Origin of the sequence: Streptomyces sp. NPDC001381, assembly GCF_042895685.1 — a bacterium.
Lineage (GTDB): Bacteria > Actinomycetota > Actinomycetes > Streptomycetales > Streptomycetaceae > Streptomyces.
Map to the genome: position 1 here is coordinate 1 of NZ_JBIAWO010000017.1, position 26658 is coordinate 26658.

A 26658-nucleotide genomic window follows, 5' to 3' on the forward strand; every position below is an offset into this window, starting at 1 on the left:
TACTGCAGGGGGGACCCTGTGGGAGAGTAGGACACCGCCGAACAATCATTCCGGGGAACCCCCGCACCGTATGGTGCGGGGGTTTTCTGCGTTCAGGACCGCAGGAGCGCGCAACCGGCCTGGGGGCTATATGAGATGAGGGGCGTAGTGCCCGGGTACTACGGTGACGTGCATGAACAACTTCGTCGTACGGGGTATACGGGCCGCCGAGTGGGAGTCGGTCAAGGCGTTTCGCCTGATGGCGCTCAGGGATCCCGCGGCGCCTCTCGCCTTTGTTGAGACATACGAGGATGCCGCGGAGCGGCCGGATTCCTTCTGGCAGGACCGGGCCTCCGGGTCCGGTGAGAAGGGTCTGGGGGCCCGTCAGTTCGTCGCCGAGGCCGACGGTGGTGAGTGGGTCGGGTCGGTCACCGTGCTCGTCGAGGAGGCCGGGAGTGTGGACTGGGCGGGGTATCCCGTCGAGCGCCGGCAGGGGCATGTGGTCGGGGTGTACGTGCGGCCCGAGTGGCGTGGGGGCCGTGTGACCCGGGAGTTGTTCGAGGCCGGGGTGGAGTGGGCCTGGAAGACCGGGCTGGAGCGGGTGCGGCTGCTGGTGCACGAGAGGAATCTCCGGGCGCAGGGGGCGTACCGGAAGGTGGGGTTCGTGCCGAGCGGGGTGACCGTTCCGGTCGGGGAGGGCTTGGGGGCCTTCTCGGGGGAGAAGGAGCGGGAATTCGTCCTCGAACGGGGGACGGCCTCAGACCGGTAGTTCGTGATGGGGCCAGCGGGACCGGGCCTGTTCGCGGGAGCGGAGGAGGGCCAGGGTGGGGAGGCCCCGGTCGGCTCCCGCCGACAGCAGGTCCGGGAGCTGGGGGAGCGGGGCCACGGCCGCGATGTCGTCCAGGACCAGGGTCAGTGGTGGGTCGAGGCGACCGGAGGATGACCGTTCGGCCATGCGCCGGCCGCGCTCGACCACGCTGGAGACGAGGGCCGTGAGGAGAGGCATGGCGCCGGGGCTGGTCCTGGGGTCCTCGATGGATTCACCGACCACATAAAGCGTTCCCCCTTCTTCCACGAAGGAATCCAAGGCGAGGGCATCAGTTCGGTTGGGAGTGCATGCCTCGCGGATGTTGACGGTGGAGAGGGCGGAGAGCGCTCGGGAGGTCAGTTCCTGGGCGATGTCCCTGCGGTCGGGGTGGGCGGTGAGCGCGGCTTCCAGTTCGCCGGCGGAGCCGGGCGCGGCCTTGGGGTTCGTCCGGAGGGTGCGGACCGCTTCCTGGACGCCGGTGCCCTGCGACCAGCGGTGGACGTGCCGGACGGTGCGGCCGTCGACGGCGGCGGCGTGGAGGTAGCAGCGGAGGAGGGTCTCCGCGGTTTCCGCGACGGCCTGGTCGAGACGGGCTGTGGGCCGTACGGGGGTGAGCAGGGCGGTCGCCCGGGCGGCCGCCGTCGCCTTGTCCTCGCAGCCTGCCGTGGGGGACCAGTGGAGGCGGGCGGGGGTGTCGCAGCGGTGGGTGGGGTCGTAGAGGTGGACCGGGCCCAGTTTGGCTCTGGCGTCCTTGGTGTCCTGCCAGAGGGCGGGGTTGGAGGTGAGGACGAGGGCGGGGCCGTCGGCGTCTCTGACGGCCCGGGCCGCGGTGGCACAGCGGCTTTCCCGCGGGGCGTAGATCACCGGGCCCTCGACGCGGTGTGGCTCCCAACCGCTCTGCGGGAGCGGAGCCGAAGGGGGTGCCTCCGCCGGTGTCCGTGCGGGCTCCCCGACCGGTGTGCCGGGCAGCGGTTCGTCCCGTGCTTCCCCGTCCGGTTCCGGGGCCGCCTCGGCCCTCGGCGTCGGCACCTCGTACGCCGACGGCTCGTACGCCGGCACGTCGTACGCCGGCGGCTCGTGCCGTGCCGGCGCTCTCTTTCGCGCCCGGACGACCCGCCACCGCGCCACCGTCCCTATGACGAACATCGTGAGGACGAAGAGGATCATCAGCTGGCCGATGAAGAGGCCCCAGAAGAGGCCGTAGCCGGAGAGGGCGGTGGGATCGGCCTCGGGCCAGGCGCCCGGGATGTCGTGCGGCCGGGCGATGAGGTGGCGCATGGCCAGCGGGGTGCGGGTGAACGTGACGCCGGTGGGCCAGCCGCCGTGGCTGAACAGGGCGGCCAGGCCCGTCGCCGTCCACACCAGGAGGGTCATGCCGAGGAGGAAGGCGAGCAGGCCGACCAGGAGGCCGTCGGGGATGCCACCGCTCCGGCCTTCCCGGCCCGGGGTGCGCTCGTCACCGGGTCTCATGGCAACCCCCCGCCGTCTAGGCGACTGTCGACTCGGACGAGTCGTCCAAGTCGGCCAGATGCTGTTCCATGAAGGCCGCCGCGCGCCGTTCCTGTTCCTGTTCGGCGGCGCGCAGGACGTCGTCGGAGGCCAGGTGGTCCGCCGACGACTCCGTCATCGCCCGGTCGGTGAAGACCAGCGGGCGTTCTGTCTCCGTGACCAGGTGCTTGACCACCTGGACGTTGCCGTTGACGTCCCAGACGGCGATGCCGGGGGTGAGGGTGGGGATGATCTCCACCGCCCAGCGGGGGAGGCCCAGGACGCGGCCCGTCGCCCGTGCCTCGTCGGCCTTCTGCGCGTAGATCGTCCGTGTCGACGCCATTTTCAGGATGGCGGCGGCTTCCTTGGCCGCGGCGCCGTCGACGACGTCCGAGAGGTGGTGGACCACCGCCACGAAGGACAGGCCGAGGCGGCGGCCGAATTTCAGCAGGCGCTGGAACAGCTGGGCCACGAACGGGCTGTTGATGATGTGCCAGGCCTCCTCGACCAGGAAGATGCGCTTCTTCCGGTCGGGGCGGATCCAGGTGTGCTCCAGCCAGACGCCGACGATCGCCATCAGGATCGGCATCGCGATCGAGTTGCGGTCGATGTGGGACAGGTCGAAGACGATCAGCGGGGCGTCCAGGTCGATGCCGACCGTGGTGGGGCCGTCGAACATGCCCCGCAGGTCACCGTCGACCAGGCGGTCCAGGACCAGGGCGACGTCCAGGCCCCAGGCCCGTACGTCGTCTATGGCGACGTTCATCGCCTCGGCCGACTCCGGTTCGGGGTGGCGCAGCTGCTCGACGATGTCGGACAGGACCGGCTGGCGTTCGACGATCGACTCGTTGACGTAGGCGTGGGCGACCTTGAGGGCGAAGCCGGAGCGTTCGTCCAGGCCGTGGCCCATCGCCACTTCGATGATCGTGCGCAGGAGCGCCAGCTGCCCGGTCGTCGTGATCGAGGGGTCCAGGGGGTTCAGGCGGATGCCGTGGTCCAGGGCGGCCATCGGGTCCAGGCGGATGGGAGTTATCCCCAGCGCCTGCGCGATGAGGTTCCATTCGCCCACGCCGTCCTCGCCCTGGGCGTCCAGGACGACGACCTGGCGGTCGCGGAAGCGGAGCTGGCGCAGGACGTAGGTCTTCTCGAGCGCCGACTTGCCGTTGCCGGACTCGCCGAGGACGAGCCAGTGCGGCGCCGGGAGCTGCTGGCCGTACAGCTGGAAGGGGTCGTAGATGTAGCCCTTCCCGGAGTAGACCTCACGGCCGATGATGACGCCGGAGTCGCCCAGGCCGGGGGCGGCCGTGGGGAGGTAGACCGCCTGGGCCTGGCCGGTGGAGGTGCGGACCGGGAGGCGGGTCGTCTCTACCTTGCCGAACAGGAAGGACGTGAAGGCGTCGGTGAGGACGGACAGCGGGTCCCGCATGTGAAGCCCCTACCTTCGGATGCCGGTGGCGAACGGGAGCGTGTTCACGAACGCGCGGTGGTGCTCGCGGTCGCACCACTCCAGCTTCAGGTACGACTTGCCTGCCGACGCCCTTATCGTGCGCTTGTCGCGGGCCAGGGCCTCGGGGGTTCGGGAGGAGACGGTGATGTAGCCGACCAGGTTGACGCCGGCGGCGCCGGACGCCAGGTCCTCGCCCCGCTGGTCCAGGCGGGAGTGGGCGGCGACGTCGCGGGGGTCCACGGTCCTGTTCATCTTGGCGGCCCGGCTCGCCTCCGCCTCGTCGTTGGTCTTCTCCGTCAGCATGCGTTCGATGGCGACCTCGGTGGGTTCGAGGTCCATCGTGACGGCGACCGTGCGGATGACGTCCGGGGTGTGGACCAGGAGCGGGGCCAGGAAGTTGACGCCGACGGGCGTCATCGGCCACTCCTTCACCCAGGCCGTGGCGTGGCACCAGGGGGCCCGGGTCGACGACTCGCGGGTCTTGGCCTGCAGGAACGTCGGTTCCATGGCGTCCAGCTCGGCCGGCCAGGCGTTGCGCCGGGTCATCGCCTGGATGTGGTCGATGGGGTGGTCCGGGTCGTACATGGAGTGGATCAGGGAGGCGAGGCGGCCCTGGCCCAGGGGCTGGCGCACCCGGATGTCCGCCTCCTGGAGGCGGGAGCAGATGTCCGTGAGCTCGCGGGCCATGACGACGGCGAGGCCGGCGTCGCGGTCCAGCTTGCGGCCCGCCTGGGGGCGGGCGGCGCGGGCCATGGCGTGCGCCTCGGCGGCCAGCTCGCGGGTGTAGTGCATGCAGGCGACGAGGTAGGCGCGGTGCTGCTCGCTGCTCGTCGACACCATGGACTGGAGCTGGTCGTAGGAGCGGGCCAGCCAGTCGGGGGCCTTGTCGTCTCCGCGCTGGGCGACGTCCTTGGCGTGGGCGTCGGGGTCGGCGGGGAGGGTGCGGGCGAGCATCTGCAGACGGGTGACGAAACCGTCGCCGTTGGCCACGTGCTTGAGGAGGGTGCCGAAGCGGTCGACGAGGGCTTCCTGGTCCTCGCTGTCGCGCAGGCCGACGCCCGGTCCCTCGATCTCGATGGCGGCGGTGACGGTCCTGCGGTCGGCGTGCAGGAGTACGGCGATCTCGTCGGGGCCGAAGGGCGCGGCCAGCCAGCTGATGCGGCCGATGCCCGGGGGCGGGCCGACCTCGACCTCCTGGCCGTCGATCCGGGTGCCGGCCTCCATCGCGCCGGAGCGGTAGGTCGTGCCCTGGCGGAGGGTGCGCTTGTAGCTGCGGTTGATCTCGAACCACTTGTAGAACGTGCGGTGCTTGTACGGCACGTAGACCGCGGCGAGCGCGATCATCGGGAAGCCGGCGAGCAGCACGATGCGCAGCGGGAGGAGCGGGACGAGGAGTCCGCACATCATGCCGAGGAACGCGCCGATGACGATGAGCGCGATCTCGCCGGTCTCGCGGTTGCGGCCGACGATCGCGTTCGGCCGGGCGCGGCCGATCAGATATGTGCGGCGGGGCGAGACCGCGTGGGACACATGGGCCACGTGGGAGTCAGCCGTCAACGCCCTTCACCTCCCGTGCGGTTGTTGCGGGTGTTGCTGGCGTGCGGGGTGTTCACCGCGCTGCTGGAGCGGGGTGCGGGTGCGGCGGAGGGGACAGATCCGCCGCCTCCGTTCGAGGTGCGCGAGCTGTGCGCGGCGACGCCGCCCGAGGCGGGGTTGGTGGGGCGGGGGGTGCTGGATGCCTGGCCCCCGCCGCCGTTGTTGTCCGCGCGGGTGCTGTGCGTCTTGATGCCCTGGGCGACGAGGGTCGCGGGGGAGCTGATGACGGCGGCGGCCTTGCCTTCGGCGCCCTGCATGATGCGGTTGCTGCGGGAGCCCGCGATCTCGTCGCCGAAGCCGGGGACGAAGCGGTAGATCATCGCGCTGGCGAAGATGGCGAGCAGGATGATGGCGAGGCCGGAGACGACGGCGGAGAAGGCGTCGGGGCCGTCGTCGGCGGAGAGGGCGCCGGCCAGGCCGAGGACGATCACGATGACCGGTTTGACCAGGATGACGGCGATCATGATGCCGGCCCAGCGGCGGACGTGGCTCCACAGGTTCTTGTCGACGAGGCCGGCGTAGACGACGGTGCCGAGGAGGGCGCCGACGTAGAGCAGGGCGGCCCTGATGACCAGCTCCAGCCAGAGGACGCCAGCGGCGAGGATGGAGACCAGGGAGACGACGATCAGCATGATCGGGCCGCCGCCGATGTCCTCGCCCTTCTCCAGGGCGGCGGAGAAGGTGCCGAAGAACGTGTCCGTCTGGTCGCCGGTGGCCTTGGCCAGGACCTCGGTGATGCCGTCCGTGGCGGAGACGACGGTGTAGAGGATCAGGGGCGTGAAGGCGGAGGCGAGGACGGTGAGCCAGAGGAAGCCGACGGCTTCGCCGATGGCGGTGGTGAGGGGGACGCCGCGCACGGCGCGCTTGGCGACGGCCAGCAGCCACAGCAGGATCGTCAGGACCGTGGAGGCGGCGAAGACGACGGCGTACTGCTGGAGGAACCTGGTGTTGGTGAAGTCGACGTTCGCGGTGTCCTTCACGGCCTCGCTGAGCTTGTCGACGGTCCAGGCGGCGGCGTCGGCACAGCCCTTGGCGAGGGAGGAGAGGGGGTCGAGGGTGTCGGAGACGCCGGGGTTGGTGGTGGTGCCGGAGGAGTTGTTGCCCCTCTCGCAGTACTCCTGCGCGGGGCCGCGGATGAGGTCGCAGGTGCCGTCGCTGGGAGATGCGGAGGGCGAGGCCGAGGGTGAGGCCGAGGGACTCGGGCTCGGCGACGGCACGGCGAAGGCCTGGGTGGCCAGCAGCACGGCCGTGGTCTGAACGGCGGCCACGGCAGCCGTCAGCTTGAGGGAGAGGTGCTTAACGCGCATACGTGAACCCTCCGTACTCCTCGACGGCCTTCGTCATGTCGTCGCTGGTGGAGGCCTTCTGGTCGCGCCCGACCGGCACGGGCCCGTCCTTCTGCTGGAAGTCGGTGACCTTCCAGTCGTTGCTGACCCAGGTGAGCTGGTACGTGGTGGTGAACCAGCTCTCGGAGACGGGATTGGTCGAGGCGTCGCCCGAGAGACCGAAGAGCGACGTGTACCAGACCTCGACGGTGGCGCTGCTCGCGCTGGAGGCGGTGACCTTGGTGCCCACGGGGACGACCCGGGAGATGAAGGTCTGCCCCTTCGGGGCGGCGCCGTTCTTGTCGAGGCCGATGTTGCTCAGGAACGTTTCGTTCGAGTACGCGGTGTCCAGGGCGGACTGTCTGGCGGCGGCGACGTCGGGCGCGTACACCGTGTCGACGATGACGTGGCGGGTGTCCTTGGTGAACATGTCCGCCGAGCCGAGTGCGACGGCGTAGTTGGCGGCCGCGCTCTGGGCGCCCTGCGCGTCGTGCGCGTACCCGGTCGGGATGCCACCGCTCTTCGACGTCACCGGCTTCGTCCCCGTCGCCGCCGTCGTCGCCGTCTTCGGCTTGTCGGCGTCGGCCGTGGTCGTGGAGGACTCGGAATCGCCTCCTCCGCGGTTCGCGAAGGCGATGGCCGCGATGAGGAGGACGACGACGCCGACCACCGTGACCATGCTGCGGGAGGACGAGCGGGCGGGGCGGCGGGCGCCGCCGTAGGGGTCGGCTTCGGGCAGGCGGACGCGCGTGCCCGCGGGCTCGCCGTAGTCGTGTTCGTCGCCGGGAGTCATGCCGCGTACGTCCCCTCGCTGCCGTACCGAAAAGCGTAGAAGTACGACGGTAGCCGTGCTGGTTCCCGCGCGGGCGCGGTGTGGTGACTCGACATCAGGGAAACGCAACCTCAGCCGGTGGGCACGACGGGTGGGTGGGGGAGGAGGGGCGCCGCTGGGCGTGCCCGGGACCGGGAGGCCCGGCTACACGGCCATGCCGTACACGATGGTGAACAGCGTGCCGAGGGAGCCGATGATGAAGACGCCCGTCAGGCCGGCGATGATGAGGCCCTTGCCCTGTTCCGCACTGAAGGTGTCCCGGAGGGCCGTGGCGCCGATGCGCTGCTTGGCGGCGCCCCAGACGGCGATGCCGAGGCAGAGCAGGATGGCGACCGCCATCACCACCTCGATCATCACCTTCGCCTCGTTGCCCAGGCTGCCGAAGGGGCCCCAGTCCGGAGCGATCCCGCCGATGATGGTGTTGATGTCGCCCTTGTCGGCCGCAAACAGCATGTAAGTCACCGCCCCTGGTGGGTAGTTCCGCGAGTCCCCTGCGGTGTGCAGAGGTCAGGCCTCATTGTCGCCGACGATGTCGCCCTCGTATGTCGACTTGGCGTCATTGCCGGGTGGGATTCGTATGAATGGTGCGTACGGTCACTCTGTGTATCACGGCAGGTCACGCCGGGCAATGAGGCCGGAGCGGAACCCGGGGTGTGGTTCCGTCGTTGACCCACTTCACGGCAGTGTGCCGTTTCTGACGGCTGGTCGGGTGAGTGTACGTTTCGATGTTCTCATGACGCACGGCGAACGGGCCGCGGCTGGATGCCGCGGCCCGTTCGCCCTTGCCACCTGTGGCCCCCACGGTCCACTTGTGGCTGCCCGGGGGTGGGGTGAGGGGGTGTCAGCCGGTGAAGGCGTCGATGCCCTCGGGGGTGCCCACGCCGGTGGGGCCGTCGTAGCCCGACCTGGCGGTGCACAGGTAGCTCGCGCCCGAGGAGCAGCTGCCGTTGCTGCCGCTGGTGACGTCGTTGAGGGCGGAGGTGCCGAGGTGGGCGTAGGGGTAGGAGGCCGGGTAGTCGCTGCTGCCCGGGGTGCCGGCGAGGGCGTAGACCGCGGCGATGACGGGCGCTGAGGCGCTGGTGCCGCCGAAGGTGTACCAGCCGGCGGTGACGCCGTAGGAGTCGTAGACCGAGACGCCGGTGGCGGGGTCGGCCACGGCCGAGACGTCGGAGATGGTGCGCTTGGAGCAGCCGGTGTCGGTCTGCCAGGTCGGCTTGGCGTCGTAGGAGGAGCAGCCGGAGCCGGTGCCCTCGGTGCTGCTGGTGTTCCAGACCTTCTCGGTCCAGCCGCGGGTGGTGGAGCTGGCGGACAGGGCGGTGCCGCCCACCGAGGTCACGTACCTGGACGCGGCCGGGTATTCGGCGCCGTAGCCCTCGTCGCCCGCGCTGACGGTGATGGCGACGCCCGGGTGGTTGAAGTACGAGGAGTCGTACGAGGTGTCGGAGGAGGACTCCGCGCCGCCGTAGCTGTTGGAGACGTACTTCGCGCCGAGGGTGACGGCGCGGTTCACCGCGGTGCCGAGGTTGGCCATGGTGGCGGACTTGGCCTCGACGAGCAGGATGTCGCAGTTCGGGCAGACCGCGCTGGCCATGTCGAGGTCGAGGGAGATCTCCTCGGCCCAGCCGCTGTCGGCGGAGGGGAGGGAGGTGGTGGAGCCGGTCTGGCTGACCTTCTTGAAGCAGCCGTTGGAGGTGGTGCAGGAGGGGAGGCCGTAGTACGAGCGGTACGTCGCGAGGTCGGCCTCGGCGTCGGGGTCGTCGTAGGCGTCGACGATCGCGATGGTCTCGCCGGAGCCGTTGTCGGCGGCGGCGTCGGTCAGGCCGTAGGCGTCCTGGAGATCGGACGGGCCGTAGCCGGTGGGGCCGGCGGCGGCGGCCTTGGGGGTGACCTTCGCGGTGGTGCCGGTCTCCTCGGCCTGCGCCTTCTGGAAGGCGGTGGTGCCGCCGGTGACGCGGAAGGAGTCGCAGGCGAGTTCGCCCTTGTGCCTGGGGGTGGCGCAGGGGGTGGCCGCCCAGGTGACCTTGGAGCTCGCGGTGGCCGTGGGGGCCGCGCTTGCGGGGGCCGCGGTGCCGAGACCGGCGAGCACGAGGGCGGCGGTGCCGAGGGCCGCGGCGCCGATGCGGCGCCATCTGCCGGAGACGGCAGGGGGGTTGGGGGAAGTCGTCGTACGCAACGGACAGCTCCTGATGGTGGGTGACAGGGGCGGTGCGGGTGGGGGGTGGTGCGTGCCACCGGTACGTGGTCCCCGGTGGCGGGCGGCGGCCCGCCGACGACTGTGCGCTTGTTGAGTACGCGACAACAAGAAGGGTTGTGGAATCCTGACTTCCGCCTTACCGGGGGCGGTTGAGGGATTGCCCGCCGATGGCGGGTGGATGGACGGGGTATGGCCGGATCTTGACCCGGCTCACAGGGTGGACACAGGCGTCGGGGCGGGCGTCGGGCCGTGGAGCGGCGGCGGTCGGTCCGGGCGGCGTGGGCGGCCTGCGCGGCGTGGACGGCTCGGGCGGCACCGGCCGTGTGGCGGATCAGGCCGGCAGCGTCGGATCGGGCCGTCAGTGTCGGATCAGGCCGTGCAGGGTGTGGTGGACCAGCTCGGCGACGCCCGCGAGAACCGCCTCGGGGGCGAGCATCTCGTTCGCCGTGAACGAGGCGTAGCCGTGCAGGGTGGCCCCCAGGAACAGGGTGAGCCGGGCCGGGTCGCCCTCGACGATCTCGCCGCGCCGCTGTCCGTCCGCGATCAGCCGCTCCAGCGCCCCGATCGTGCGGTCCATGGCGGCGGCCATCCTGTCCGCGGTGTCCGAGGTCTCGGGGGTGTGCTTGCGGGCGTACATCAGCTCGAGCAGCGCGGCGTTGTCGAGCGCGAAGCGCAGATAGGCGCGGGCGAGGGCGGTGAGCCGGGGTTCCAGGGGCAGGGCCGGGTCGTCGGCGGCCTCCAGGGTCTCGGCCATGCGGTCGAACCCGGTGAGCGCGAGGGCGTCGAGCAGGGACTGCTTGTCCTTGAAGTGCCGGCCGGGCGCGGCATGGCTCACCCCGATCTCGCGGGCCAGCTCCCTGAGGGAGAGGGCTGCGGCGCCCTTGTCGCGCAGGGTGCGTTCGGCGGTGGCGAGGAGGGCGGAGCGGAGGTCGCCGTGGTGGTAGGGGCGGTTCTCGACGGGCGGCGACGACGGCATGGGGACATCCTATCCCCATGTAGACGGCGCCATCATTGTTGTCATTGCCATCTTTGTTGTCAGCGTCTACATTGGCGTCATGGCTGAGAAGAAGAAGGCATGGAGTTCTGCGGACATACCCGACCTCACCGGGCGTACGGTGATCATCACGGGGGCCAACAGCGGCATCGGGTTCACCGCCGCCGACGCGCTGGCGAGGGCGGGGGCGCACGTCGTCCTCGCCGTACGGGATCCACGGCGCGGGCAGGCCGCCGCCGCCCGCATCGCCGGCAGCACCGAGGTGCGGCGGCTGGACCTGGCGGATCTGTCGTCCGTGCGGGAGTTCGCCGCGGAGTGGGCGGGGGCGCCGCTGCACACGCTGATCAACAACGCCGGCGTGATGATGCTGCCGCGGCAGTCGACGGCGGACGGCTTCGAGCGGCAGTTCGGGACCAACCACCTGGGCCACTTCGCCCTGACCGGCCTGCTGCTGCCGTACATCACCGACCGGGTCGTGACCGTCTCCTCGGGCGCCCACCGGTGGGGCGGCGCGGTGATCGAGTTCGACGACGTGAACCTGGCGGCGGGATACACCCCGCAGCGGGCGTACGCCCAGTCCAAGCTGGCGAACCTGTTGTTCACCCTGGAACTCCAGCGCCGTCTCGCCGAGTCCGGCTCGTCCGTACGGGCCCTGGCCGCCCACCCCGGATACTCCGCGACCAACCTGCAGAGCCATGCGGCCAGCCCGCTGGCCCGGGTCTTCATGCGCGTGGGGAACGCCCTGTTCGCCCAGGACGACCGGGCGGGCGCCCTGCCCACCCTCTATGCCGCCACCCAGGACCTGCCCGGCGCGAGCTACGTCGGACCGGACGGGCTGGGCGAGATGCGCGGGGCGCCCACGCTGGTGGGGCGGTCGGCGGCGGCCAGTGACGCGGACGCGGCGCGGCGGCTGTGGACACTGTCGGAGGAGCTGACGGGCGTGCGGCCGGGGCTCAGTGTGCGGTGAGCGTCCACACCGAGAGCGTCGTGTGGTCAGTCGCCGAGTTCGACGCCCTCCACGAAGTGGTCGAACTCTCCCGCCTGGACGCCGAGGACGAAGGCGTCCCACTTGCGGCGGTTGGTGGTGACCACGTTCTCCGGGTCGCTGGTCTCGCGGAGGTAGACGGGGGCCTCGCCGTCGTCCACGTCCCCGTTCCCCTCGCCGAAGGCGATCTCGATCCAGGGGCCGGGGCCGGTCGCCTCCGGCGGGGCGGCGCGGATCCAGGTGAGGTCGGGGGGAATGTCAGGCACGGGGGGCTTCCCCTCTGAGGGTGGTGGGAAGGGCGGGTACCGGGCCACTGGTTCCCGGTGTACGGCACCGTATCGCCGCGTGTCCGACGGTTCTCTCACCTTGGTGGGACACAGTGGGACCGGTGAAGCGAAACGCGCTGCTCGGTGCGGTCGTGCTGCTGGCCGTCACCTCCGCCTCCGAGGCGTCCGCCGACGGGGGGCCCGGGCCGCTCGGGGTGACCGCGGTGGCCGCGCCGACGAAGGACTCCGCGCGGGTCGGCGCGCTGTTCGACGCCGAGGACGGCGAGACCGCCGGTCGTCCCGCCGGCGGTCACTCCTGCACCGCCTCCGTCGTGCTCGCGCGGCACCGCGACCTCGTAGTCTCGGCCGCCCACTGTCTCGGCGCGGGCGGCGAACTCGTCTTCGTACCGGGATACCGGCACGGCAGGGCGCCCTACGGCGTCTGGAAGGTGGCCCGGGTGTTCCTGCCCGACGGGTGGGCGACGGGGCGGGACGAGGACAGTGACGTCGCGTTCGCGACCTTGGACGCGCGGGACGGCAGGGACGTCGAGGACGTCGTCGGCGGGAACCGGTTCGTGACGGGGACGGCCACCGGGGCCACCGCCGTCACCGTCACCGGCTACCCGGACTCCCGCGAGGTCCCGGTCCGCTGCGTCAACCGGCCGGCCCCGCACAGCCCCACCCAGCAGCGCATCGAATGCCCCGGCTTCACCGGCGGGACCAGCGGGAGCCCGTGGGTGAACGGGGACGGGGACGTCGTGGGCGTCCTCGGCGGGCACGAGCGGGGCGGGGCGACGGCGGACATCTCGTACAGCGTGGTGCTGGGGCCGGAGGCCGCGAAGCTCTACCGGGACGCGGCCTCCGCCCCCTAGGGGCGGGTCACACGAGGGGGTGGACGAGCTGCGTGGTCAGCTCGTAGCGGGCCCCTACGACGGCCAGCTCGCCGGCGGCGATCTTCGAGGCGAGGTCCGGCTCGGCGGCGAGACGGGCGCGGACGGCTCGTACGTTGGCGTCGATGGTCGAGTCGACGCGGGCGTCGCCCTCCTTGGTGCGGTCGATGGACGGACTGATCTGCTCGGCGAGGTACTGGATGTGGGCGGGCAGTTCCTCGCCGCTCAGGTCCGCCTGGACGGCCGCCTTCACGGCGCCGCACGACTGGTGCCCGAGCACCATGACCAGCGGTATCCCCAGTTCGAGCACTCCGTAGGCGACGCTGCCGAGCACGGCCTCGTCCAGGACCTCGCCGGCGGTCCGCACGGTCATCAGGTCGCCGAGGCCCTGGTCGAAGACCAGCTCCGGGGGCACCCGGGAGTCGATGCAGCCGAGGACGACGGCGAAGGGGTGCTGGCCCGCCGTCAGACTCTGCCGGACGGCGGGGGTTTCGTCGGGGTGGCGCTCGCAGTAGGTGCGCCAGCGCCGGTTGCCCGCGGCCAGTTCCCGCAGGGCCTCGTCGGCGGTGCCGGGGCGGTGGGCGGCGGTGGGGCGAGGGGCGCGGCCGCGAGGGGAGGCGGCGGAGGCGGGGGCCGCTGCGGCCGCGAGGCCGCCGCCCAGCGTCACGGCACCGGCGAGGCCGCGCAGAAGGGAACGGCGGGCGGTTCTGTGGGGGGTGTCGTCGGAGATCACGCCGTGGAACGTATGTCCGAGTCCGGAACGGGGTGACGACGTTGCCGAATCATGGGCGGGCATGGGAATCACGGGAACGACTGTTGGCCTGTGCTTGACGCGGTGTGGGGCGGCCGTTGACCTGGCCGCGCCTGAGGGCGGTTCAGTTGTCGGACAGGGAAGAGGCGTTCGCCCTCGGTCCGTTCGTCCCCCCCCCGGACCTGCCGTGGCCGGGGGGCGGAAGCCGGTGAGATCGCGGACGTCGCACAGGCAGCCGAAGGCGTCGTGGTCCATGTGGGGGCTGCGGCCCTGTACCTGCCAAGTGATCTATGTGGCATGGTCGGTTCAGTGGACGCACTGAAGGATCGGGACCCCGCGCGGATGGGCGCGTACACCCTGCTGGCCCGGCTGGGCGCGGGAGGCATGGGACAGGTCTACCTCGGGCGGTCGCCCGGCGGGCGGCTCGTCGCCCTCAAGGTGATCCGGGACGAGATCACCGACCATCCGGAGGCCCTGGCGCGGTTCCGGCGGGAGGTGGAGACGGTCCGCGCGGTACGGAGCGCGTACACGGCGAATCTCATTGACGCGTCGCTGAACACGGCGCCGTACTGGCTGGCGACCGAGTACGTGTCGGGACCGACCTTGGGCAAGGCGGTGGCGGAGCGGGGGCCGTTGCCCGCGGACAGCGCGCGGCGGTTGTTCGCGGCGCTGGCCGAGGCCTTGGCGAGCGTGCACGGGTACGGAGTGACGCACCGGGACCTCAAACCGCAGAACGTGATCCTCTCCGAGAGGGGTCCGCTGCTCATCGACTTCGGCATCGCCCGCGGTGCCACGGACACGGCACTCACCCAGACGGGACTCACCCCGGGAACGCCCGGGTACACCGCGCCCGAGGTGATGATCAGCAATCAGGTGGGACCGGCGGCCGACGTGTTCGCGCTCGGTGCGACGCTCGCCTATGCCGCCACCGGCCGTCCGCCGTTCGGCGCCGGGCCCATGCACGCGGTGTCCTATCGGGTCGTCCACGAGGACATCGACATCAGCGGTGTCGAGCAGGAACTGGCCGGGCTCATACAGGAGTGCGTGGCCAAGGATCCTGCTCAGCGGCCCGGGCTGGACGCGGTCATCTCCCGTTGCGCGGTGTCCTCCGCGCTGGCCGAGGACCCGGTGTACGGGCGCCTGACGAGCGGTGCCGAGGCTCCGCCCCAGGATCTCCAGGCTGCCATCGCGGCGGGTCTGGTGCCGCCGGGGAACGGGGCGCCGACACCGCCCGCGTACGCGCCGACGGCCGGGCCCGGATACGTGCCGACGGCCGGGCCCGGATACGTGCCGACCCTCGCGCCGTCGGGACCGACGGCCGTACCGGAGCGGCGCCAGTCGCGCCGTAGGCCCTGGGTGGTGGCCCTCGCCGTCGCGGTGGTGGCCGGGGCGGCGTCCGCCGGGGCGCTCCGGATGCTCGACGGGGGTGGCTCCCGGGGAGGGAACGAGGGCCCGTCGTCCGCCTCGGCCTCCGCCTCGGCCTCCGCCTCCGCGAGTGCCGCGTCGCGGAAGGCACCGGAGTACATCCTGAACGACCGGATCTCCAGGGACTACTGGACTCTGTCGCCCGATCCCGACGACGCCGCGTACGGCATCGGCGCGTGCCGGCAGATCGGTGCGGTCAGTCCTCCGGAGGAGCTTCAGTACGGCGTGGACGACGCCGATGATCCCGGATCCCCGACCGTCGCGGAACGGGCAAAGATCACCTTCCGCTTCAAGTACGCGGATCTCAAGGACAAGAAGCCCGATCCGTACTACGTCTCGGTCGGAGTGAAGCCGCCCCATGAGATCGACGCCGAAACGGGCAAGCCGTACGAAGTGATGACGGAGAGCAAGAACATCGGCTACACGAGCAAGCCGGTGGACATCTACACGCACTGGAAGGACGGCGGGTACATCGAGCTGACCTACCCCGACGACTTCCAGAGTCACTACACGAAGGACAAGGTCGCGCCGTCGATCCCCATCGCCCACGACCCGGGGGACTGGACCGCGGTCCTGTATCACGTGAAGGGAGGCCCCTCGGACTACGAGAGCATCGGTTGCACCGGTTTCCGAGGGGGAAGCTCATAGACTGACGCGGGCGGAATCCCGGTGGGCGAGGGGCGGGTTGACGGTGCGTAAGGCATGGATCGTGGCGGGTGCCGCTGCTGCGGCGGGGCTCAGCTTCGTGATGCTGCTCGTCGTCGGCGTGTACGTCGTCGCAGGGAACCTCGTCAACGGCGTGGGCGGCGGAAGCGTCGGGCTGGCCAAGGGAGCGGTGCCGGCGGCGTACAGCGCGCTCGTGCAGAAATGGGGCAACCTCTGCTCCGCGATCAACCCGGCGCTCCTCGCGGCCCAGTTGTACCAGGAGAGCGGATTCAACCCGAACGCCAAGAGTCCGGCGAAGGCCGAGGGCATAGCGCAATTCATCCCGGGGACCTGGGCCACACACGGCATCGACGGCGACGGCGACGGCGACCGCGACGTCTGGGATCCGAATGACGCGATTCCGTCGGCCGCGTCGTACGACTGCAAGCTCGCCTCGTACGTGAAGGACGTGCCCGGCGACCCGACCCGGAACATGCTCGCGTCCTACAACGCGGGGGCCTACGCGGTCATCAAGTACGGGGGCGTACCGCCGTACAAGGAGACCCAGAACTACGTGAAGACGATCACCACCCTGGAGAAGAGCTTCGCCGCCCCCGTCACCCGGGTCGATCCCTCCAAGCAGGCCGCCGGGGCGATCTACTACGCGCAGAAGAAGTTGGGGACGCCCTATCTGTGGGGTGGGAACGGTACGCCTGAGCAGGGGGGACGGTTCGACTGTTCCGGGTTGACCAAGGCTGCCTACGCGAGTGTGGGGATCACCCTGCCCCGGGTCGCCAACGATCAGTACAACGCCGGGCCGCATCCGAAGCGGAGTGAGTTGTTGCCGGGGGATCTGGTGTTCTTCTCCAACGACTTGGGCAACTCGCGGGCCATTCACCACGTGGGGATCTACGTGGGTGGCGGCTACATGATCGACGCGCCTTACACGGGAGCCGTCATCCGGTTTGATCCCATCGACACGGCTGACTACTTTGGTGCCACCCGCGTCACCGAAGATGGCGCGAAAGCGCTCCCCACGAACGTCTGAAGGGTCCTCGGACCCGCCCCCTGAGCTGCGGCTATGTATCTCTCTTCGATAACGTCTGCGTGATCATTCAGTGGAGAGTGGAACGTATCAACCGGGGCCGTGCGTTCCTGTTGAGGCGGGCGCACGAGAGATGCGCTGGGCAGAACATGACGAAGGGGCCGCAGCACCATGGCTGGACTCGCCGAATCCGGGTCGAACCCCGACGTCGACCTGCTCTATGACATCAACGGGCTCGCCAAGGACGCTCCGCACTGGCTCGACCGGGTGGTCGAGTTCGTCGGGGAGTACGGACTGCTGCTCGCCATGGTGGTGCTCATCCTGTGGTGCTGGGCGACCGTGCGGCGGCGGCCCGGCGGGGCCGAGGAGGCCGCCTCCTCCGTGGCCGCGCTCGTGTGGGCACCGCTCGCCGCCGCTGTCGCCGTGCTCGTGAACGTGCCCATCCGGGGGTTCGTGGAGCGGCCCCGGCCCTTCCTCGATCACCAGGGGCTCGAGGTCCTCGTCTCCGGCAAGACCGACTACTCGTTCGTGAGCGACCACGCCACCCTCACCATGGCGATGGCCGTCGGGCTGTTCGTCGCCAACCGCAGGTTCGGGCTGGCGGGGATCGGGATCGCGCTGCTCGAAGGGTTCTGCCGGGTCTACATGGGCGTGCACTACCCGACCGACGTGGTCGGCGGGTTCGCGCTCGGGACCGCCGTCGCCCTGCTGCTGTCGCCCCTTGCCGCCCTGGCGCTCACTCCGCTGATGAAGGCCGTCGAGCGCTCACCCCGGGTGGGCTGGGTCGTGCGGAGCCGGGCCGCGCGGGAGCGGGCCCGGGACGCGTTCGTCCCCGGGGCCCGGTCCGAAGCCGCCGCCGAGGAGCGGGATCTCGCCGCCTGAGGCCTACAGGGCCTGCGGGTAGGTGAAGAAGCCGTTCGGGTCGTACTGCTTCTTCAGCTGCGTCAGACGCGGGAGGGCGTCGCCGTAGTACGCCTTGCGCCAGTCGGTCAGGGTGGGATCGGCGTAGTTCTGGTACGCCGCGCCCGAGGCGTACGGGGTCATCGCCTTGTGGGCCGCGTTCAGCCAGGACTGCGCCGTCGAGCCGGTCGTGCCCGCCCGCCAGGACACGAGGTACTGGGCCAGCATGCGGGAGCGGCGGTGGACGAACGCCGTGGCCGTGGGGGACACCCGGTTGACGGCTCCGCCCAGCGCCGTGAGGGCGATGCTGCCCGCGCCGCCCTGCACCGACCTCATCTGCTTCAGCAGCGTCTGGATGCCCGCCGTCGACAGGGAGCGGTCGAAGAAGTCGGAGCGCGCCGCGTACGTCTCCCGGCCCAGCCTGCCCTGCGGGGAGCGGCCCGGCGTCGAGCCCGGCAGGTGGCACTGGGCGTCGGCGGAGAAGGAGGAGCAGCCGGCGTAGATCTCCATCGCCTGTTCGTAGGAGCGTCGGCGGAGCGAGACGGAGGAGGCCGGGGCGCCCACCTTGTCGGCCAGGCGGTCCACCGCGTTCTGGAGCTGGCCGTAGGTGCCGATGCAGAAGGCGGCCACCGAGACGGTGGGGTTGCCGCCGGCGGGGGCGGACAGGTGGAGGGAGGACCAGATCTCGTCCGGCTGGGACGGCCCCCACTCCTGCCAGGCCTTCACCACGGCCGCGGCCTTCGCCCAGGGCCAGGTGAGGTAGCCGGTCACGGCCTGCGGGGCGGGATGGGTCTTGAAGTGGAGTTCCGTGACGACGCCGAAGTTGCCGTTGCCCGCGCCGCGCAGGGCCCAGAACAGGTCCTTGTTCTGGGTGGCGCTGGTGACCAGCTGCTTGCCGTCCGCGGTGATGATCGTGGCCTGGGTGAGGCTGTCGCAGGTCAGGCCGTACGCACGGGAGACGACTCCGTGGCCGCCGCCCAGGACCAGGCCCGAGACGCCCACCGTCGGGCAGGAGCCCGCCGGGATGGTCACGCCCTTCGCGGCGAGGGCGCGATAGACGTCGATCAGCTTGGCGCCGGCGCCCACGACGGCCGTACCGCCGCTCGCGCGGGCCTTGTTGAGCTTCGAGACGTCGACGATCAGCCGGCCGTCGCCGGAGGACCAGCCGCCGTAGGAGTGGCCGCCGTTGCGGATCGCGACCTTGGTGCGGTGGGCGCGGGCGTAGGCGAGGACGGTGCGGACGTCGTCGGCGTGGGCGACGTACGCCACGGCCGCGGGCTTCAGGTTGTCGAAGCGGGTGTTGTAGAGCTGACGGGCCGTCGTCCAGGAGGCGTCGCCGGGGCGGACCAGGGTGCCGTCCAGGTCGCGGGCGAGGGCGGTCCAGTCGGCCGGGGCGGATGCGGCGTTGGCGCTGAGGGCGGTGAGGCCGGTGGTGCTGTCGCTGCCGGCGGCGGCCGCTCCGCCGCCGCCCGACGAGCTGCATGCCGCCGTCGTGACCGCCGCGAGCGCGGCGGTGCCGCCTGCGATGAACGTACGCCGTTCCATGTCCTGCGCCTTCCGTCGGCCTGTCGGCTTCCCACGGCCTGTCGGCTTCATGGTGCGAGACGGGGCCTCGAGGCCGCGGGTTCCCGCGGGCTCCGGCGGTGACGGAACGGTGACGTCAGCCGCGGGCATGTCCCTCGGCGTCCGATCGGGCCAGGCTTCTCGCCCTGCGGGCCGGACCGCGCCAGCCGCAGGTGCAGCGGGCCAGACAGAACCTGCCCTGTTCGACGGTCGTGGTGGTGTGCTCCCCGTCGGGGAGCGGCGGGGCCGGGCCGTCCTGCTGCGTCACGCAGACAACGTTACCCAGCGACGGTGAAACGACGCGTACGGAGAGGACCGCGGCGGTCCGCGGCGGTGGGTGCGGGGGTGGGGGCCGCGGGTGGGGGTGCGGGGAGGGGAGGTGCGGGTGCGCGGGGCGGGACGACCCGTTCGGCGGTCGCGCCGGGGGTGGGGCCGCGTGACGGGGGCCCGTGGCCGTCGTTAGGCGGAACGACAGGGGGACCCGTGACGGACGTACCGGCTGGGGGTAGGCAGGCGATGGCTGAGCGGTGGCACAGGCGGCGCGCGTGGCGCGGTGGGGTGGTCGTCGCGGGGCTCGTGGCCGGTGGGTGCGCGGGGGTGGTGGGGTGTTCCGGCGGCGGTGCGGTCGCCGACGAGGACGCGCGGGGCGGGGAGGTGGTGGGGATGCTGCACCGGGCCGCCGACGCCCTGCGGGAGGCGGGCAGTTCCAGGGCCCGTACGTCCATGGAGATGGCCACCGGCGGGACCCGGGTGACCATCCGGGGCGAGGGGGTCTACGACTACCGCAGGCAGCTGGGGCGGTTGAAGGTGCTGCTGCCGCCGGACCCGGCGGGGACGAGTGAGCACCGGCCGATCACCGAACTGCTCGCGCCGGGTGCGCTGTTCATGAAGAACCGGGGTGCCGGGGTCCCGGACGACAAGTGGGTGCGGGTGGAGACGGCGACGCTGTCCGACGGGAACCTGGTCACCGGCGGGGCCACGGATCCCTTCGCCGCGGCGGAGGTGCTGCGCGGGGCGCGTACGGCGACGTACGTGGGCAGGACGGAGATCGCGGGGACGCCGGTGCGGCACTACCGGGGGACCGCGGATCTGGCGGTGGCGGCCGAGGACGCGTCGGCCGGGAGCCGGGGGGCGCTGGCGGCGGCGGCCCGGGGCTTCGCCACGGCTCGGGTGCCGTTCGACGTCTATCTGGACGACGACGGGCGGATCCGCAAGGTCAGGCACCGGTTCAGCTTTGTGAACGGGCGGCAGGAGCACGCCGTGGCGGTGGCGTCGACGACCCTGCTGTACGACTTCGGGGCGCCCGCCGACGTACGGCTGCCGGCGGCGGGCGACATCTACGCGGGGCGGATCGCGGAGGGCTGAGGGGCCGGCGGAGGGAGGGATTGGTCACAGGACCGGCACAAGGACTAGCCCGTCCGTGCCATGCGCGCGGTGTATAGCGCTCCCTACTCTAGGAAGCCGGTGACGGCAGAGACGAGGTGATGCGCGTGGCTCCGGTCGGCGGTACGGCAGTTCAGGACCACGTGGCCCTCGCCGAGATCGAGCTGTGCGGGGAGCTGATCATCGCGGCCTCGGCGGCCGGTGAGGAACGACTCAGCCTGGAGAGCATCGACCAGGTGCTTCGGGTGGGGGAGGAGCGGGCCGGCCCGGCCGGGTCAGGTGCGCAGTAGACGGCCGATCGCCTTGGTCGCTTCCTCCACCTTCGCGTCGATCTCGTCGCCGCCCTTGACGGCCGCGTCGGCGACGCAGTGGCGCAGGTGTTCCTCCAGCAGCTGCAGGGCGAAGGACTGCAGGGCCTTGGTGGAGGCGGACACCTGGGTGAGTATGTCGATGCAGTAGGTGTCCTCGTCGACCATGCGCTGCAGGCCCCGGATCTGGCCCTCGATGCGGCGCAGCCGCTTGAGGTGCTCGGCCTTCTGCTGGTGATAGCCGTGGGTGGCGTGCGGGGTGGGGGAGAGGGGATCGGGGGGCGTCGGGTTCGTGGGCTCGGTGGCCTCCGTCGTCGTCATCGCGTCCTCCCGTATCGGACATATACCCCTGCCGGGTATATCGTAACGAACTTTGCCGGGTACAGGACCCTGAAGTGCCCCTTGTGCTGATCACTCTGTCTGATGGGTGACACTGGGGGACGGCCCGATAGCCATGGCCGGATGGTGCGCCTAGCATCAGCCTGGCCACCCGCTTGACCGAAACCGATGCATCCTGAGGACCCCACGTGCGATTTCGTCTGACCCCCAGGGAGACGAGCTTCTACGACATGTTCGCCGCATCCGCGGACAACATCGTCACGGGCTCGAAGCTCCTGATGGAACTGCTCGGGGCGGACACCGCCGGCCGGGCCGAGATCGCAGAGCGTATGCGGGCCGCGGAACACGCCGGTGACGACGCCACGCACGCGATCTTCCACCAGCTGAACTCCTCGTTCATCACGCCGTTCGACCGTGAGGACATCTACTCCCTCGCCTCCTCCCTCGACGACATCATGGACTTCATGGAGGAGGCCGTCGACCTGGTCGTCCTCTACAACGTCGAGGACCTGCCCAAGGGTGTCGAGCAGCAGATCGAGGTGCTGGCGCGGGCGGCGGAGCTGACGGCCGAGGCGATGCCGAACCTGCGCACGATGGAGAACCTGACCGAGTACTGGATCGAGGTCAACCGGCTGGAGAACCAGGCGGATCAGATCCACCGCAAGCTGCTGGCCCACCTCTTCAACGGCAAGTACGACGCGATCGAGGTGCTGAAGCTCAAGCAGATCGTGGACGTGCTGGAGGAAGCCGCCGACGCGTTCGAACACGTGGCGAACACGGTGGAGACCATCGCCGTCAAGGAGTCCTGAGCTCTTCATGGACACCTTTGCTCTGGTCGTGACGGTGTGCGTCGCGCTCGGTTTCACGTATACGAACGGCTTCCACGACTCGGCGAACGCGATCGCCACGTCCGTGTCCACCCGGGCGCTCACGCCGCGGGCGGCGCTGGCGATGGCCGCGGTCATGAACCTGGCGGGCGCCTTCCTCGGGTCCGGGGTCGCCAAGACCGTCAGTGAGGGGCTGATCGAGACGCCCCAGGGGTCGACGGGGATGGGGATCCTCTTCGCCGCGCTGGTGGGCGCGATCACCTGGAACCTGGTCACCTGGTACTTCGGGCTGCCCTCGTCGTCCTCGCACGCGCTGTTCGGCGGCATGGTCGGGGCCGCGCTGGCGGGGGGGACGACGGTCTACTGGAGCGGCGTCCTGGAGAAGGTCGTCATCCCCATGTTCGTGTCGCCGTTCGTGGGACTGATCGTCGGTTATCTGGTGATGACGGCGATTCTGTGGCTCTTCCGGAAGACCAACCCGCACAAGACGAAGCGGGGTTTCCGGATAGCGCAGACCGTCTCGGCGGCCGGGATGGCGCTCGGGCACGGCCTGCAGGACGCGCAGAAGACGATGGGCATCGTGGTGATGGCGCTGGTCATCGCCGATGTCGAGGACTACGGGGATCCGATCCCGGTGTGGGTCAAGATCGTGTGTGCGGTGATGCTGTCGGCGGGGACGTACGCCGGCGGGTGGCGGATCATGCGGACGCTCGGGCGGAAGATCATCGAGCTGGATCCGCCGCAGGGTTTCGCCGCGGAGACGACCGGCGCGTCGATCATGTTCACGACGGCGTTCCTGTTCAAGGCGCCGATCTCCACGACCCATGTGATCACCTCGGCCATCATGGGCGTCGGGGCGACGAAGCGGATCAACGCGGTGCGGTGGGGCGTGGCCAAGAACATCGTGCTGGGGTGGTTCATCACGATGCCGGCGGCCGCGGTGGTCGCGGCGGTGTCGTTCTGGCTGGTCGACCTGGCGTTCCTGTAGGAAGTCCCGATCTGGCGGCCCCCTCCGTGAAATCATGTCGGTCATGCGTTCTGTGGACGCGTGTTCGACCATTGAAGGGGGATTTCCATGGCGATTCTCGGCAGGCGGCTGCTGTCCGGCGCGGGAGCGGTGGGTGCCGCGGCGGCCACCATGCTCTACGTGGCCTCGCCCGCGTCGGCGGCGATCGAGCGCTACGGCGTGAGCACCGTCAACTGGGGCGGCTACGCGCGCGCGGCGGGCTCGATCGACTTCTACACCGACGGCGACGACTTCAACATCTGCGACAACTCGTCCGACGGTGCCGGTGTCGTCGGCTCCTGGAAGGTCGGCAGCGGCGGCACGGTCCGCGACGTGTACAACGGCAAGGGCTTCGCCCAGTGCGAGCCGGTGTACGAGAACTTCGCCGAGTCGGCCACGATCTACATCAAGGTCTGTCTCCGGGACAACGGTGACCTGAAGGAAGGCACCTGCAGTGCCTGGAAGAAGGCTTACGCCGACGGCGTCGGGTGACGTCGGGTGAACGACGGGCCCGCCCCCTGGGAGCCAGGGGGCGGGCCCGTCGTGGCCTCGCGGTGGCACCGCCATGCAGCACCGCGAGGGGTACGGGGGATCAGCCGAAGCGGCCCGAGATGTAGTCCTCCGTCGCCTGGACCGAGGGGTTGGAGAAGATGCGCTCGGTGTCGTCGATCTCGATCAGCTTGCCGGGCTGGCCCACGGCCGCGAGGTTGAAGAACGCCGTGCGGTCGGAGACGCGGGCGGCCTGCTGCATGTTGTGCGTCACGATGACGATCGTGAAGCGTTCCTTCAGCTCACCGATCAGGTCCTCGATGGCGAGCGTCGAGATGGGGTCCAGGGCCGAGCAGGGCTCGTCCATCAGCAGCACCTTCGGCTCCACCGCGATCGCCCGCGCGATGCACAGACGCTGCTGCTGGCCGCCGGACAGGCCCGAGCCGGGCTTGTTGAGGCGGTCCTTCACCTCGTTCCAGAGGTTCGCGCCCCGGAGCGACTTCTCGACGATCTCCGCCAGTTCGCTCTTGCGGTAGTTGCCGTTGAGGCGCAGCCCCGCCGCCACGTTGTCGAAGATCGACATGGTGGGGAAGGGGTTCGGACGCTGGAAGACCATGCCGATCTCGCGGCGGACGGACACCGGGTCCACGCCGGCGCCGTACAGGTCCTCGTCGTCCAGGAGCACCTTGCCCTCGACCCGGCCGCCCGACGTCACCTCGTGCATACGGTTCAGCGTGCGCAGGAACGTCGACTTGCCGCAGCCGGAGGGGCCGATGAAGGCCGTCACCGAGCGCGGCTCGACCGTCATCGAGATGTCCTCGATCGCCTTGTGGGTGCCGTAGTAGGCGGTGAGTCCGCTGACATCGATTCGCTTGGACATGGTTACTACTTCACTTCCGTCTCGGTCGCTGAGCTGAGGGGCCACGCCCCGCGGAGCGGGAAAATGTCGCCTTAGCGACCGGTCTTGGGGGCCTTCCAGCGGGCGATGCCGCGGGCCACCAGGTTGAGGATCATCACGAAGGTGATCAGCGTGAGCGACGCCGCCCAGGCCCGGTCGTACGCCGCCGTGGAGCCGGCGCTCTGCGCGTACTGCTGGTAGATGTACAGCGGCAGCGAGGCCTGTGCGCCCTCGAAGGGGTTGTTGTTGATGAAGGGGTTGCCGAAGACGAGGAGGAGAACCGGAGCCGTTTCGCCGGCGATACGGGCCACCGCCAGCATCACACCGGTGATGATGCCGCCGATCGAGGTCGGGACCACCACCTTGATAATGGTGCGCCACTTCGGGACGCCGAGCGCCAGGCTCGCCTCGCGCAGTTCGTTCGGGACCAGCTTCAGCATTTCCTCGGTCGAGCGGACGACCACCGGCATCATCAGGATCGCCAGCGCGAGGGAGCCCGCGAAGCCGAAGGGCTGCAGGTCGAACATCAGCATCAGGCTGAGGATGAACAGACCCGCGACGATGGACGGGATGCCGGTCATGACGTCGACGAAGAAGGTGACCGCCTTCGCCAGGTTGCCGCGGCCGTACTCCACCAGGTAGATGGCGGTGAGGATGCCGATCGGGGCGCCGATCAGCGTCGCCAGGCCGACCTGCTCCAGGCTGCCGATGATGGCGTGGTAGATGCCACCGCCCGGCTCGGAGTCGGCGACCACGCCCATGGAGTGGGTGAGGAAGTAGATGTCCAGGACCTTCACGCCCCGGACGATCGTCGTCCAGATCAGGGAGACCAGCGGGACCACGGCGAGGACGAACGCCACCCACACCAGGGAGGTGGCGACCCGGTCCTTGGCCTGGCGGCGGCCCTCGACCTTGGCGGCGATGCCGTAGGTGCCGAGGACGAAGAGGATGCCCGCGATCAGGCCCCACTGGATCCTGCTGTCGAGGCCGGCCGCCAGGCCGATCCCGACGGCGACGGCGACCGCACCGACGGCGATCGCCCAGGGGGACCACTTCGGGAGGCTCGCGCCGCGCAGGGTGCTGGGGCGCTTGTCGGCGACTGCGGTTGCGTGGCTCATGCGTTGGCCCCCGAGTACTCCTTGCGGCGGGCGATGATCATGCGGGCCGCGCCGTTGACCAGCAGGGTGATGACGAAGAGGACGAGACCGGAGGCGATGAGCGCGTCACGGCCGAACTCGGTCGCCTCGTTGAACTTGCTGGCGATGTTCTGGGCGAAGGTGCCGCCGCCGGGATTCAGCAGGCTGGCGTGGATGTCGAAGTCGGGGGACAGGACGGTGGCCACCGCCATCGTCTCGCCGAGCGCGCGGCCCAGGCCGAGCATGGAGGCCGAGATCACTCCGGAGCGGCCGAAGGGGATCACCGCCATGCGGACGACCTCCCAGCGGGTGGCGCCCAGCGCCAGGGCCGCCTCCTCGTGCATCTGCGGGACCTGCCGGAAGACCTCACGGCTGACGTTGGTGATGATCGGCAGGATCATGATCGCCAGGAGGATGCCGACGGTGAGCATCGAGCGCGGCGCGCCCTCGTCCCAGGAGAAGATCCCGGTCCAGCCGAGGTAGTCGTTCAGCCAGCCGAACAGGCCGTCGAGGTGCGGTACGAGGACCAGGGCGCCCCAGAGGCCGTACACGATGGACGGGACGGCGGCGAGCAGGTCGATCACGTACGCGAGGGGGCCGCTCATGCGGCGCGGGGCGTAGTGCGTGATGAAGAGGGCGATCGCCACGGCGATCGGGACCGCGATCACCATCGCGATCACCGACGACACGACCGTGCCGAAGGCGAGGACCGCGATGCCGAACTTCGGCGGGATGAGGTTGGTGTTCCACTCGAAGGCGGTGAGGAAGTTGGCCTCGTCCTCGCTGATGGCGAGATAGGCGCGGTACGCCAGGAAGGCCGCGATCGCGGCCATGATGACCAGCAGCAGGATGCCCGACCCGCGGGAGAGACCGAGGAAGATCCGGTCACCGGGCCGGGTGGCGCCGCGGGCCGCGCGCTTCTCCTCGGCGGTCACGGGCTGCGGGGCGGGGGGGAGGGAGTCGTGGGGCGGGTGCGCGTCGTCGGCGCCGGTGCCTGTCTTCTGCGTTGATATGTCCATGGGGTCTCCGGTCTGCGGAGCCGCGTCGGGTGTGGGCGGCTCGGGCGGGGCCGGCCCTCGGGCGGCCCCTGGCGGCGGTGCACCGGACGGGTGCGGTCCGGTCCGGGTCTCCCCGGTGCC

The 26658-nt window shown here is 70.6% G+C and carries 27 protein-coding genes; 11 read left to right on the top strand and 16 right to left on the bottom strand.

Going from position 1 to position 26658, the window contains the following annotated elements; all coding sequences use genetic code 11:
• Positions 1 to 172: 172 nt before the first annotated feature.
• Positions 173 to 748, top strand: coding sequence for a GNAT family N-acetyltransferase (locus tag ACFY2L_RS37355; protein WP_390824559.1), 576 nt, complete (start codon positions 173 to 175; stop codon positions 746 to 748).
• On the opposite strand, the gene ACFY2L_RS37360 is transcribed toward ACFY2L_RS37355, so the two are convergent.
• The 8 genes from ACFY2L_RS37360 to ACFY2L_RS37395 form a co-directional block, all read right to left on the bottom strand.
• Complete coding sequence (locus ACFY2L_RS37360) at positions 737 to 2257, bottom strand: type VI secretion protein (protein ID WP_390824560.1); 1521 nt, start codon at positions 2255 to 2257, stop codon at positions 737 to 739. The two genes, ACFY2L_RS37355 and ACFY2L_RS37360, sit on opposite strands and share 12 nt — an antisense overlap.
• A gap of 16 nt (positions 2258 to 2273) precedes the next feature.
• A complete protein-coding gene (locus tag ACFY2L_RS37365) occupies positions 2274 to 3701 on the bottom strand; it encodes an ATP-binding protein (protein WP_390660608.1) in 1428 nt (475 codons plus the stop codon).
• A 9-nt stretch (positions 3702 to 3710) separates the two neighbouring features.
• Complete coding sequence (locus tag ACFY2L_RS37370) at positions 3711 to 5252, bottom strand: SCO6880 family protein (protein WP_390824602.1); 1542 nt, start codon at positions 5250 to 5252, stop codon at positions 3711 to 3713.
• Positions 5253 to 5275: 23 nt separating this feature from the next.
• Positions 5276 to 6625 (bottom strand): hypothetical protein, encoded by a 1350-nt coding sequence (locus ACFY2L_RS37375; RefSeq protein ID WP_390660606.1) that lies wholly within the window; start codon positions 6623 to 6625, stop codon positions 5276 to 5278.
• Positions 6615 to 7436 carry a hypothetical protein gene (locus ACFY2L_RS37380; protein WP_390660605.1) on the bottom strand — a complete coding sequence of 274 codons (822 nt, stop codon included), beginning with the start codon at positions 7434 to 7436 and terminating at the stop codon, positions 6615 to 6617. Before ACFY2L_RS37380 ends, ACFY2L_RS37375 begins: the two co-directional genes overlap by 11 nt.
• Before the next feature lie 183 nt (positions 7437 to 7619).
• Complete coding sequence (locus tag ACFY2L_RS37385) at positions 7620 to 7928, bottom strand: hypothetical protein (RefSeq protein ID WP_014673544.1); 309 nt, start codon at positions 7926 to 7928, stop codon at positions 7620 to 7622.
• 388 nt (positions 7929 to 8316) lie between these two features.
• Complete coding sequence (locus tag ACFY2L_RS37390) at positions 8317 to 9648, bottom strand: peptidase S8 (protein WP_390824561.1); 1332 nt, start codon at positions 9646 to 9648, stop codon at positions 8317 to 8319.
• A gap of 379 nt (positions 9649 to 10027) precedes the next feature.
• Positions 10028 to 10645 carry a TetR/AcrR family transcriptional regulator gene (locus ACFY2L_RS37395; protein WP_390660603.1) on the bottom strand — a complete coding sequence of 206 codons (618 nt, stop codon included), beginning with the start codon at positions 10643 to 10645 and terminating at the stop codon, positions 10028 to 10030.
• A gap of 79 nt (positions 10646 to 10724) precedes the next feature.
• Between ACFY2L_RS37395 and ACFY2L_RS37400 the strand changes: the two genes are divergently transcribed.
• Complete coding sequence (locus ACFY2L_RS37400) at positions 10725 to 11630, top strand: oxidoreductase (RefSeq protein ID WP_390824562.1); 906 nt, start codon at positions 10725 to 10727, stop codon at positions 11628 to 11630.
• 26 nt (positions 11631 to 11656) lie between these two features.
• On the opposite strand, the gene ACFY2L_RS37405 is transcribed toward ACFY2L_RS37400, so the two are convergent.
• Positions 11657 to 11914 (bottom strand): DUF397 domain-containing protein, encoded by a 258-nt coding sequence (locus ACFY2L_RS37405; protein ID WP_390660601.1) that lies wholly within the window; start codon positions 11912 to 11914, stop codon positions 11657 to 11659.
• Positions 11915 to 12036: 122 nt separating this feature from the next.
• On the opposite strand from ACFY2L_RS37405, the gene ACFY2L_RS37410 reads away from it, so the two are divergent.
• The gene (locus tag ACFY2L_RS37410; RefSeq protein WP_390824563.1) at positions 12037 to 12786 is read left to right on the top strand and encodes a trypsin-like serine peptidase; all 750 of its coding nucleotides are present in this window, start codon (positions 12037 to 12039) and stop codon (positions 12784 to 12786) included.
• Between the two features lie 7 nt (positions 12787 to 12793).
• Here ACFY2L_RS37410 and ACFY2L_RS37415 read toward each other — a convergent pair whose 3' ends face one another.
• Positions 12794 to 13537 (bottom strand): carbonic anhydrase, encoded by a 744-nt coding sequence (locus ACFY2L_RS37415; RefSeq protein WP_390824564.1) that lies wholly within the window; start codon positions 13535 to 13537, stop codon positions 12794 to 12796.
• Between the two features lie 327 nt (positions 13538 to 13864).
• On the opposite strand from ACFY2L_RS37415, the gene ACFY2L_RS37420 reads away from it, so the two are divergent.
• The 3 genes from ACFY2L_RS37420 (at position 13865) to ACFY2L_RS37430 (ending at position 17552) form a co-directional block, all read left to right on the top strand.
• Positions 13865 to 15628 (top strand): serine/threonine protein kinase, encoded by a 1764-nt coding sequence (locus ACFY2L_RS37420; protein WP_390824565.1) that lies wholly within the window; start codon positions 13865 to 13867, stop codon positions 15626 to 15628.
• A 37-nt stretch (positions 15629 to 15665) separates the two neighbouring features.
• Positions 15666 to 16673, top strand: a complete 1008-nt coding sequence (locus tag ACFY2L_RS37425; protein WP_390824566.1) for an NlpC/P60 family protein — start codon at positions 15666 to 15668, stop codon at positions 16671 to 16673.
• A gap of 168 nt (positions 16674 to 16841) precedes the next feature.
• Complete coding sequence (locus ACFY2L_RS37430) at positions 16842 to 17552, top strand: phosphatase PAP2 family protein (protein ID WP_390660597.1); 711 nt, start codon at positions 16842 to 16844, stop codon at positions 17550 to 17552.
• 3 nt (positions 17553 to 17555) lie between these two features.
• Here the strand turns inward: ACFY2L_RS37430 and ACFY2L_RS37435 are convergent, their stop codons facing one another.
• Positions 17556 to 19115 (bottom strand): FAD-binding oxidoreductase, encoded by a 1560-nt coding sequence (locus ACFY2L_RS37435; RefSeq protein ID WP_390824567.1) that lies wholly within the window; start codon positions 19113 to 19115, stop codon positions 17556 to 17558.
• A 115-nt stretch (positions 19116 to 19230) separates the two neighbouring features.
• Positions 19231 to 19401 carry a hypothetical protein gene (locus ACFY2L_RS37440; RefSeq protein WP_390660595.1) on the bottom strand — a complete coding sequence of 57 codons (171 nt, stop codon included), beginning with the start codon at positions 19399 to 19401 and terminating at the stop codon, positions 19231 to 19233.
• 248 nt (positions 19402 to 19649) lie between these two features.
• Here ACFY2L_RS37440 and ACFY2L_RS37445 point away from each other — a divergent pair, with 248 nt between their 5' ends.
• The gene (locus ACFY2L_RS37445; RefSeq protein WP_390660594.1) at positions 19650 to 20498 is read left to right on the top strand and encodes a hypothetical protein; all 849 of its coding nucleotides are present in this window, start codon (positions 19650 to 19652) and stop codon (positions 20496 to 20498) included.
• Between the two features lie 119 nt (positions 20499 to 20617).
• Positions 20618 to 20806 carry a hypothetical protein gene (locus ACFY2L_RS37450; RefSeq protein ID WP_390824568.1) on the top strand — a complete coding sequence of 63 codons (189 nt, stop codon included), beginning with the start codon at positions 20618 to 20620 and terminating at the stop codon, positions 20804 to 20806.
• Here ACFY2L_RS37450 and ACFY2L_RS37455 read toward each other — a convergent pair.
• The gene (locus ACFY2L_RS37455) at positions 20792 to 21145 is read right to left on the bottom strand and encodes a metal-sensitive transcriptional regulator (protein ID WP_390660592.1); all 354 of its coding nucleotides are present in this window, start codon (positions 21143 to 21145) and stop codon (positions 20792 to 20794) included. The two genes, ACFY2L_RS37450 and ACFY2L_RS37455, sit on opposite strands and share 15 nt — an antisense overlap.
• 206 nt (positions 21146 to 21351) lie before the next feature.
• On the opposite strand from ACFY2L_RS37455, the gene ACFY2L_RS37460 reads away from it, so the two are divergent.
• The 3 genes from ACFY2L_RS37460 to ACFY2L_RS37470 all read left to right on the top strand — a co-directional run bounded on the left by ACFY2L_RS37460 (position 21352) and on the right by ACFY2L_RS37470 (position 23488).
• Entirely contained in the window at positions 21352 to 21972 is a 621-nt protein-coding gene (locus ACFY2L_RS37460) for a DUF47 domain-containing protein (protein WP_055638981.1), read from the top strand.
• Between the two features lie 7 nt (positions 21973 to 21979).
• Positions 21980 to 22978, top strand: a complete 999-nt coding sequence (locus ACFY2L_RS37465) for an anion permease (RefSeq protein WP_390660591.1) — start codon at positions 21980 to 21982, stop codon at positions 22976 to 22978.
• Between the two features lie 87 nt (positions 22979 to 23065).
• Positions 23066 to 23488: a hypothetical protein gene (locus ACFY2L_RS37470; protein ID WP_390660590.1), complete on the top strand. Its 423-nt coding sequence runs from the start codon at positions 23066 to 23068 to the stop codon at positions 23486 to 23488.
• A gap of 100 nt (positions 23489 to 23588) precedes the next feature.
• Here ACFY2L_RS37470 and pstB read toward each other — a convergent pair whose 3' ends face one another.
• From pstB to pstC, 3 genes are all read right to left on the bottom strand, one after another.
• Positions 23589 to 24365, bottom strand: a complete 777-nt coding sequence (gene pstB / locus ACFY2L_RS37475; protein ID WP_390660589.1) for a phosphate ABC transporter ATP-binding protein PstB — start codon at positions 24363 to 24365, stop codon at positions 23589 to 23591.
• A gap of 71 nt (positions 24366 to 24436) precedes the next feature.
• Entirely contained in the window at positions 24437 to 25501 is a 1065-nt protein-coding gene (pstA, locus tag ACFY2L_RS37480; protein WP_390824569.1) for a phosphate ABC transporter permease PstA, read from the bottom strand.
• On the bottom strand, positions 25498 to 26538 hold the full coding sequence (gene pstC / locus ACFY2L_RS37485) for a phosphate ABC transporter permease subunit PstC (RefSeq protein ID WP_390660587.1): 1041 nt from the start codon (positions 26536 to 26538) through the stop codon (positions 25498 to 25500). The genes pstA and pstC overlap by 4 nt, the downstream gene beginning before the upstream one ends.
• Positions 26539 to 26658 lie beyond the last annotated feature (120 nt).